Raw genomic sequence first — 8,870 nt, 5'->3', positions numbered from 1 at the left:
AGCCGATGGCCTCGGCCACCGGAAGCCGGGTGCCCTCGGTCTGCTTGAGCCGGGTGGCCTGCTTGAGCGACGATCCGCCGACGTACTCCATGACGATGTAGCCGACCGGGTTGCCGTGCTTGTCGTCATGCTCGACGAAGTTGTAGATCTTGACGATGCCGGGGTGGGTCACCTCGGCGAGGAACTGCCGCTCGGCCATCGCGATGGCCTGGGCCTCGGCGTCACCGGAGTGCACCAGGCCTTTGAGTACCACCGGGCGGTCGTTGACGTTCTTGTCGAACGCCAGATACACCCATCCCAGGCCGCCGTGCGCGATGCAGCCCTTGATCTCGTACTGGTCGGCCACGATGTCGCCGACACCCAGTTGCGGCAGAAAGGAGTACGCGCTGCCGCAGTGCGGGCACCAGCCCTCGGACAGGGCCCGTCCATCGGCCGTCGACCGGCCGACGGGCCGTCCGCAGTTCCAGCAGAAGCGCTTGGACTCCGCCACGACGGGGTCGGTCATCAGCGCCGCCAGCGGATCCACGGCGGGCACCCGGGGGATCTCCACCAGGCCGCCACCGAGTCGCCGTGTCGGCGAGACCGTCCGAGTCAGCGTGGTCGGCTGGTCCTGTGGTTCGGTGTCGCCGGTCTGCAGCGAATCGCTGTCCTCGTCGTCATCGTCGAAGTTGGGCCGGAACACCGCCTGGGTGGACATCGGGCGCATCGTCGGCGCCGACTCCATGTCGAGCTCGTCCAGACTCGCCGGCTGGGTACCCGGGTCGTCGTCGTGGTCCTCGGGTGGCGCTTCGCTCATCAGTCCGAGTACCTCGCCGGTGGAGCCTGCGGCGCCGGACCCAGCACCGTCAACCACTTGCGGTACAACGTGTTCCAGGTGCCGTCACGGCGGATCCGTTCGAGGGTGCCGTTGACGAACCGGACCAGGCCGGTGTTCTCCTTGTTGATGCCGATGCCGTACGGCTCCTCGCTCAGCGAGGGGCCGACGATGTGCAGATAGGGGTCCTGGGCCACCAGCCCCGCCAGGATCGAGTCGTCGGTGCTGACCGCGTCGACCTGGCGCTGCTGCAACGCGACCAGACAGTCGGCCCAGGTGACCGCGCCGACGACGATCGGCGGCGGCGAGATCTCCTGGATCCGCTGCAGCGAGGTGGTGCCCTTGGCGACGCAGACCCGCTTTCCCGACAGATCGGCCGGGGTCCTGATCGGCGAGTCGCGCGGCGCCAGGATCCGCTGGTCGGCAGTCAGATACACCGTGGAGAAGTTGACCTGCTCCTTGCGCTCACAGGTGATGGTCATCGTCTTGACCACCACGTCGACCTCGTTGTTCTGCAGCGCATCGACACGGTCCGCCGACGACAGGATCCGGTACTCCACCTGCGACGGGGTGCCGAAGATGTCACGCGCGATCTCCCCGGCGATGTCGACGTCGAAGCCGGTGATCTCGCCGGTGATCGGGTCACGGAAGCTGAACAGGTTGCTGCCGATGTCGAGCCCGACCACCAGCCTGCCGCGCTCCCGGATGTCGGCGACGGCTTCCTCGGCCTCGGCTTCGGTGTCGAACGGGCGCAGGCTTGCCGTCAGGTTGCAGTCGTCTGCGTCGGCGGACGGCACCCGTGCCGGTTCCGGCGGCAACTCCTCCATCCCCGCCGGGGTCGGTGGCGCCAGCGTGACGCCGGGGCTGGGATCCATCGGCGCGGCCTCGGCGCACCCGCTCAGCAGCAGCGCCGTCGCCAGTAGCGTCCCCAGTGTCCTGTTCATGTGCCCCCGCTACCGATACTCGCTCAGTCTCGGCCAGATTCCCAGCGCCACGGCGATGGCCGCCGCGACGCTGAGCGCGGCGGCGCCGACGGTGGCGCCCGAGAGCACCCGGCGGGCGTTGACGATGTCGCTGCGCAGCTGGTTGCGGCTCTGCTCGATGCCCTTGGTCAACGCTTCGTCCAGCTTGTCGAATGCGGGGGTGGCGTCGTCCTCGCCGACCCCCAGCGCGACCTGCGTCGCCGCCTGGTAATTGCCGACCGCGATGTAGGCGGTGATCCGGTCGTCGGCGGCGCGCCACCGGTCGAGCAGCTCATCCGCGTCGGCCAGGTCGGTCTTGTCGATCGAGTCGTCCCGCGCCATGTACTTGGCCAGCTGGTCCTGCATCGCCTCGATCCGCTGGTAGTACGACTGCTTGCGGATGTTCTCGTCGCCGCGACGGATCAGCGACAGAGTCTCGTCGGCGCGGGCCTGCTGGGCGGTGATCGCCAGGTTGGTGACGGTCTTGAGGGACTCGGCCGCGGTGTCCTTCGCGCTTCGGCTGTCCGACGTCGATATCACCAGTGCGGTACCCACCCAGATCAACATGATCAGGACCGCCATCCCGCCGGCGACGAACCCGATGTTGACCCGTCTTCGGGTGCGCTTGGCCAGCCAGCGGTTGGCGAACAACCCGAACAGCAGGGTCGCCAACACCACCAGGATCACCGGGCCCGGGATCCGGGTCGACGCGGTGGTCTCGGCGTCCACCCGCGCCGAGGTCTCCTCGTAGAGCCGCTGGGCATCGGGCAGGATCTGCTGCTGCATCATCGACGACGCCTCGGACAGGTACGACGAACCGACCGGGTTGCCCGCCCGATTGTTGGTGCGTGCCGTCTCGACCAGCCCGGTGTACACGGCCAACCGGGCGTTGATGCGGCCGAGCAACTGCACCATCGGCTCATCGGTCAGCCCGCTCGACGCCCGCGTCACCGCTACCGCGGCGTCGGTGATCGCCTGCTCGTAGCGCTGCCGCACCGCGCGGGGTTCGACACCGGCGATGAACGCCGTCGCCGCTGCGGCGTCGGCGACCGACAACGTGGTGTAGAGCTGCCCGGCGGCGAACGACAGCGGCTCCGTGTGATTGAGCACGGTGGTCAACGCCTGCTGCCGGTTGTTGATCGTCGTCGACGTCGCGAACGCGCTGCCGATCACCAGCGCCGCCAACACCAATCCGATGCTCAGGATGCGGCCGGGCGTCGTCCACAGGAACCACCACCGGGGATGCGACGGCGTTGTCGGCGACCGCGACGCAAGAGGTTCGGTCGAGGGATGCGCCAACTCCACAGTCACGGTTGCGCGGACCTCATCTTGGTCTCGATCTCTCTGGCTTTCGTATCGACTTCACCCGAACTCTATAAAAGAAGTCTAAGCTAAGCCTGAATCCGTGGACCAATCTGCGATCTGATCGGCGTGTGAACAGCGAAAATGCCTTCTGAACTGGGATAATAACGATTGTTGAAGTCGTAATGGTCCCGGTTTCGGAAGGCATTCTCAGTGCAATCATCGCATACGTTCAGCGTCGGGTCCGCGGTGTTCGACGAGCTGAATCTGGTGTCGGCGGCCGGTTTGGTTCCGGTGATGGAACTCGCTGAGCAAACCGGTCTTTCGCGGTTGATCGGCGAGCACGTCACATTGCCCAGCACCCGGGTGGCTTCGGGCGCGGTCAATCCGGCCGGGAAGCTGACCACCATCATCGCGGGCATGATGTGCGGCGCGGACAGCATCGACGATGTGGACGTGTTGCGTGCCGGCGGCACGCCCCGGGTGTTCGGTGAGGTGTACGCGCCCTCGACGTTGGGGATCTTTCTGCGTGAGTTCACCTTCGGACATGCCAACCAGCTCGCCGCGGTGGCCCGCGAGCATCTGGCGGCACTGGCGGCGCGCACCGAGCTGCTGCCCGGCATCGCCGAGCAGCGGGCGTTCTTGGACATCGACTCGCTGCTGCGCCCGGTCTACGGGCACCGCAAACAGGGTGCCTCGTTCGGGCACGCCAAGATCGCCGGGCGGGCGCTGCTGCGCAAGGGACTGTCCCCATTGGTCACCACGCTGTCGGTGCCGGGCGCGGCGCCGGTGATCGCCGAGGCGTGGCTGCGCAGCGGCAAGACCGGCTCCGGGCGCGGCGCCGCCCGCCAAGTCAGGCAGGCGATCACCACCGCCCGCGCGGCCGGAGCCAGCGCCACGATCATGCTGCGCGGCGACTCGGCGTTTGGCACCAAGAAAGTCATCGCCGCCTGCCTGGCCGAGCAGATCGAGTTCTCGCTGAGCCTGGCCCGAAACCGCCGGGTCACCGCGGCGATCGAGGACATCGACGAGACCGCGTTCACCCCGGTGCACTACCCCGGCGCAGTCATCGATCCCGACACCGGGGCGTTGATCTCTGATGCCGAGGTCGCCGAAACCCCCTACATGCTGCGGCTGGGCCGCGGTAAAAAGGTCACCGCCCGGCTGGTGGTGCGCCGGGTCAAAGACGCCCGCTACCCCGACGGGCTGTTCCCGGTGTGGCGCTACCATCCGTTCTTCACCAACTCCGAGCTACCCACCGACCAGGCCGATCTCACCCACCGCAAACACGCCATCGTCGAGACCACTTTCGCCGACCTGATCGACGGACCACTCGCCCATATCCCCTCCGTTATCTGGAGCTGATGACGTGGTGGTGGCGCTGACCAGCGGTTATGTGTTGAGGACGGTGTTTTCGACGCATGGTCAGCAGGGGCCGATGATGGCGGCGGATTTTGTTGTCGGCGTGTCGCGGCGGTCGCCGTGGATGGCGTTGGTGCGCTGCTGACCGAGCGCGTGGGCCAGCGCCTCACGGAGTTGCTTGTTTTCGGCCTGCAGCTGCTTGATGCGCTCGGTAGCGGCCTGCAGCCGCTGGAGCAGGGAGGGGTCGGAGGCGCGTTGCCGATATGGGACCGGGGCGTGGGGTGTCGGGGGTTGTCGCCGGGCTCGGAGGCGTTCGACTTCGGTGCGCAGGTCCGGCTGGTTGTAGAGCCAGGATCGGGAGACCCCGGCTTGGCGGGCTACCGCCTCGAAAGTGATTGGTAGACCGGCTTTGTCCATACGTCGCAGCGTCGACACCGCGCGTTTGTGGGTTGCCGCTGCCCGGCGGCGGGCGGCAGCGATGACGAAGTGAGAGTTGTCAGCCCGCGGCATCGTCGGCACCTTCCTGCTCACTGTTTTCGACCTCGCCGATCATGCGTTCGAGGTTGGTGAGTACCTGTTGGTTCATCTGGACCATGCGAGTCTGTCCCTGTCTCGTCGAGACATCGATGAGGGCGAGGGTGCGGCCGTGCTGTTCGCGCAGCTCGGGCAGGAACTCGGGGCCGGTGAGGAAAACCGGGCAGGTCAAGCAGGCGTTGGCATGCGGACAGGACCGTTGCAGCGGCAGCCCACAGTAGCCGTTGGGCAGCGTCTGGGTGGCGATGCCATAGCGGGTCTTGGCCCATTGTGCTTGTGCCAGAGGCCCTTCAGGGTCAAGCGTGACGCGCTCACCCTTGATATTGACCTTGGTGGCGGCTTCCCAGCGTCGGCGAACGGTTTGGTCGGTGATCCGGGCGTAATGCGCTGTCATTTCGTGTGATTCATGGTCAAGCAGGACTCGGACGACTTCTTGGGGGACATCACGGTTGATCAGCCGGCAGGCGAAGGTGTGCCGCCATTGGTGCGGGGTCAGGTGTGCGGGGCGGCCGTGTTCGTCACGGATCTGGCAGGTGTCCAGCCAGGTGTTGAGCATGCCGCGGTAGCTGTAGTAGGTGATTGGGTTCTGACCGCCCGCGTTGCCGATCAGGGCGGGAAACAGGTGCGGGTGACGGTCGGGCCAGCGGGCGATCACCCGCTGCTGCTGGGCGCGGATCTCGCTTTCGAGTTCCTCATCGATCGGAACGGCGGCCTGGCGACGCATCTTGTTGTTGAAATAGCGCAGATAGGGGGCGCCCTGCCCGTCGTGGAGCAGGCAGTCGAAGGCCAAGGTGCAGGCGTCGGTGGCGCGCAGCCCGCATCGGATCAAGATGATGGTGATCAGTCGGCCCTCGGGGTTTGGCCAACGGTTGAGGTTGGCCGGTGCTTCGACCTGGGCCATGATGTGCTCGGCCACGTGGCGGGTGACCCTGGGCGGGCGAGGCGGCATGTCGCCGGGGAAGAACACCGCCGTTGTCGGCAGCGTCTGGTCCCAGCCGTGTTGGCGGATCGCTTGGAAGAAGACCCCTGGTGCGGTGATGGCGTCCTCCTTCGCGCCGCGGCCGATGGGCTGGGTGACAAGCCAGGCCAGGTAGCGTTCGAGCAGAGCGCGGTCGATACCGGCGAGGGCGTGGACCTGCGGGGCGGATTCGGTCAGGAAGGTGCTGAATCGCGTCAGGCCCTGGACATCTTTTTGCACGGTGGCGGGAGTCAATCCCGAACTCAGCCGCAGCCGGGCCCAGCGTTTGGTCAGTGTTCTCAGCCACCGTTGGGCTATCCGGTCGAAGCGCAGGTTTATGCGTGCCTGTGGTCGCTTACCCGGGCTCGCCGTCAGGCCGGGCAGGCGGTGCAGGCGCCAGATGTCACGCGGATATTCCACATCCCAGCCCGTGCCCTCATGCAGGGTCTCAACTACGTCGCGGGCGAAGCCCAAGAACCGTTGGTAGCTCCCCTCTTTCGGCCCCGCCAGCTCTCGCCACTGCTGCGAGGTGCGGTCGAGCAGCGACGTCGCACCGGCGCCGGTGGTCAACCGGATTGTCCAGGCCACGACTGCCGGCGCGGTGATGATCGTGGCCTGGTCGTGGCGGCATTGAACCGCATATTGCAACTCGAGCTTGAGTTGGGGCGCCAGCCCCCGAAAGTCGATACGGGCCTTGCCGCGCTGCAGGCAGTGCGCGGCGTACTCCGCGCTGTCCGGGCGCCCCAACTGAGCCCACCGCGTCGCGTGGGACTTGCAGTACAGCTGCCTTGCGTTCTCGGTCCACACCGTGCAAAACGGCAGCAGGCATTCCGCCGGATCAGGTGGCCCGAGCAGGCCCGCTCGGGCGGCCCACCCGCCTGGATCTGGCTGGCCATCGCGGGTCCAGGCCGACCGGTGGCGGGTGCACAATCCGAAACCGCTGCTGCCGTAACGGCATCCGGTCACCGAGCAGGTCGTCAGATTCCGGCGCCCATTCAGGGTGGGCCCCGGGTTGGCGAGGAACACGGCCATCGTCGGGCGGCTCTGGGCGCGCCAACGCTGACCGTGACCACAGCACAGCCCGTTCTCAGCCCCGGAGCGATCACACTCGGGAACCGCACACGGCCGACGGCCCAACACCGGATCATCGGGATCGGCGAGATAGACCTCGACCCGGAACTCCGGGCGCACCCGGGCCAGCAGCTTTCCCCGCAGAGCGGTGCGTTCGGACGCAGGGTACGGGGACGGCGCGCTCACCACCGCACCTCCCGGCCGGTGAACCAGCCCGCGGCCTCCAGTGTGGCCCGCGCGTCCTCGACGGTGAGGTGCCCGTAGGTGTCGATCGTGGTGGTGATCGACGCATGGCCGAGAAGCTGTTTCACGCTTTCCATTCCGGCGCCCCGGCGCAGCAGCCAGGTCGCATACGTGTGCCGGTACTGGTGGGGTCCGAAATCGATGCCGGTGCGCACCCGCAGGCGACGCACCAGGTCGTAGACGGCGGGGTAGGCCCACGGGTGGCCCTTGGGCTCCGACCAAAGGTTGACGAATACGTAGTCCGAATCCAGGGCGCCGTACTCGCCGTTGAGGTAGTCGGCATACAGGCGCATCAGCTCCGGGCTGGTCGGGACGATTCGGCACACACCGGTCTTGGCGCGGGCGCGGTTGTCGTTGGGCCGGGGCCGCACGGTGAGGGTCCTGCCCGCGATGTCGAGATCCTCGTGACGCAGCCCCAACGCCTCACCGATGCGGACGCCGGTGTCGAGCAGCAGGGCAAACAGCAGCCGATCCCGCAAATGCTCACACGCGTCGAGGATCGTCTGAACCTGTTTGGCGGTAAGGAGTTTCGGCCTCAGCCGAGGCTGTGTGAGTGTGACCGCACGCCGCTGTTGGGCTTCCTTCTTGGTCACATGGTGTAGGAACGGCTTGTACGCCGTTGCCGACCAGCCGCGCCTGCCCGCCGGGGCCATGGTGACCAGCAGCCCCGTCAACTCGACGCCGTGGCGGACGTGGAACCCGCAGAACGACGTCAACGCCGCGAGCTTGCGGTTCACACTGGCGGCCGAACAGTGATGCGCGACGGTCGGCGACACCGCGACCGTCCCGTCACGAGCCTGCGGCGGCAGCCGCAGCCATGCCACGAACCCCGCCACATCCTCCAGCGTCACCGACCGCCAGTCACGGCCGTGACCAGCCAGATACATGAACCAGTCCTTCAGATCGTGGGCATAGGCCTTGATGGTGTTCGGCGACTTCTCGATCGACGCCAGATACGCCAGGAACCGCTCCACCGGCTGGATCGGCAACTGATCGTCACCGAGCACCGTCCACGACTCCAACTCGGTCTCCGGCATGACAACACGCTGCACCCGCACCGCAACCTCCCGCTATCCCGCTTTCGTGATGGACAGCAGAAGGTAATCGCATCCACCACGCAGAATCCTGGATTTCCAACATGCGTCATGCACGTGGTGGACAACCGACAACTAGCTCCATATCCCCTCCGGGCTGTTCTCTGCCAACTGCGCCTGGCTGGCCTGCGCGGTGATCACCCACAACCTGCTGCGCGCCGCAGGCACGATCGCCGGCGGCGAGCACACCGTGGCCCGCGGCGCCACCCTGCGCCGCGACCTGGTCAATGTGCCTGCCCGTTTCGCCGCCCCGGCCCGCAAGCCGATGTTGCACCTGCCGGCGCACTGGCCGTGGCAGGCCGGATGGACCACCCTGTGGCACAACACTATCGGCTACAGCCCGGCGATCCCACGCCCAGGATGAACACCACCTCCCTGTCCACCCGCCATCCCAGGCCCAACCGCAGACAACAGGAAAGCTGGTGCAGGCCAGCGGATCACTCATACCCACACCATTTCCCAGCCGCCCCAATCGTGCAGAATCAGCTCCCCAACGCCACGAAATCAATGATCCACGGTTTCAGGCTAAG

6 protein-coding genes and 2 pseudogenes are annotated in these 8,870 nt (G+C 66.9%); 2 read left to right on the top strand and 6 right to left on the bottom strand.

All coding sequences use genetic code 11. From position 1 onward, the window contains the following. The 3 genes from WA944_RS12830 to glnX form a co-directional block, all read right to left on the bottom strand. Positions 1-796, bottom strand: a 796-nt coding sequence (locus WA944_RS12830) for a serine/threonine protein kinase (RefSeq protein WP_526611145.1), incomplete at its 3' end; no start/stop codon positions are given. Continuing rightward, on the bottom strand, positions 796-1,758 hold the full coding sequence (locus tag WA944_RS12825; RefSeq protein ID WP_526611146.1) for a glutamate ABC transporter substrate-binding protein: 963 nt from the start codon (positions 1,756-1,758) through the stop codon (positions 796-798). The genes WA944_RS12825 and WA944_RS12830, both read right to left, overlap by 1 nt. Positions 1,759-1,767: 9 nt before the next feature. After that, positions 1,768-3,087, bottom strand: coding sequence for a protein kinase G-activating protein GlnX (glnX, locus tag WA944_RS12820; protein ID WP_526372696.1), 1,320 nt, complete (start codon positions 3,085-3,087; stop codon positions 1,768-1,770). A 204-nt stretch (positions 3,088-3,291) separates the two neighbouring features. On the opposite strand from glnX, the pseudogene WA944_RS12815 reads away from it, so the two are divergent. Then, a pseudogene (locus tag WA944_RS12815) lies at positions 3,292-4,428 on the top strand (IS1380 family transposase); the annotation flags it as partial. Positions 4,429-4,503: 75 nt separating this feature from the next. Here the strand turns inward: WA944_RS12815 and WA944_RS12810 are convergent. From WA944_RS12810 to WA944_RS12800, 3 genes are all read right to left on the bottom strand, one after another. Beyond that, complete coding sequence (locus WA944_RS12810) at positions 4,504-4,950, bottom strand: DUF6262 family protein (protein ID WP_526610799.1); 447 nt, start codon at positions 4,948-4,950, stop codon at positions 4,504-4,506. Continuing rightward, on the bottom strand, positions 4,937-6,964 hold the full coding sequence (locus tag WA944_RS12805; protein WP_526610796.1) for a tyrosine-type recombinase/integrase: 2,028 nt from the start codon (positions 6,962-6,964) through the stop codon (positions 4,937-4,939). The genes WA944_RS12810 and WA944_RS12805 overlap by 14 nt, the downstream gene beginning before the upstream one ends. 221 nt (positions 6,965-7,185) lie before the next feature. After that, positions 7,186-8,283, bottom strand: coding sequence for a site-specific integrase (locus WA944_RS12800; RefSeq protein ID WP_526610794.1), 1,098 nt, complete (start codon positions 8,281-8,283; stop codon positions 7,186-7,188). A gap of 139 nt (positions 8,284-8,422) precedes the next feature. On the opposite strand from WA944_RS12800, the pseudogene WA944_RS12795 reads away from it, so the two are divergent. Continuing rightward, positions 8,423-8,704, top strand: a pseudogene (locus tag WA944_RS12795) (IS1380 family transposase); the annotation flags it as partial. Positions 8,705-8,870: the final 166 nt, after the last annotated feature.

The organism is Mycobacterium sp., assembly GCF_049683355.1.
Taxonomy (GTDB): domain Bacteria; phylum Actinomycetota; class Actinomycetes; order Mycobacteriales; family Mycobacteriaceae; genus Mycobacterium.
This window is presented reverse-complemented; position numbering and strand designations above follow the sequence as displayed.

Coding starts and splice junctions, on each gene's coding strand:
- WA944_RS12800 (WP_526610794.1), bottom strand. CDS start 8,283: ATGCCGGAGACCGAGTTGGAGTCGTGGACGGTGCTCGGTGACGATCAG.
- WA944_RS12810 (WP_526610799.1), bottom strand. CDS start 4,950: ATGCCGCGGGCTGACAACTCTCACTTCGTCATCGCTGCCGCCCGCCGC.
- WA944_RS12825 (WP_526611146.1), bottom strand. CDS start 1,758: ATGAACAGGACACTGGGGACGCTACTGGCGACGGCGCTGCTGCTGAGC.
- WA944_RS12805 (WP_526610796.1), bottom strand. CDS start 6,964: ATGGCCGTGTTCCTCGCCAACCCGGGGCCCACCCTGAATGGGCGCCGG.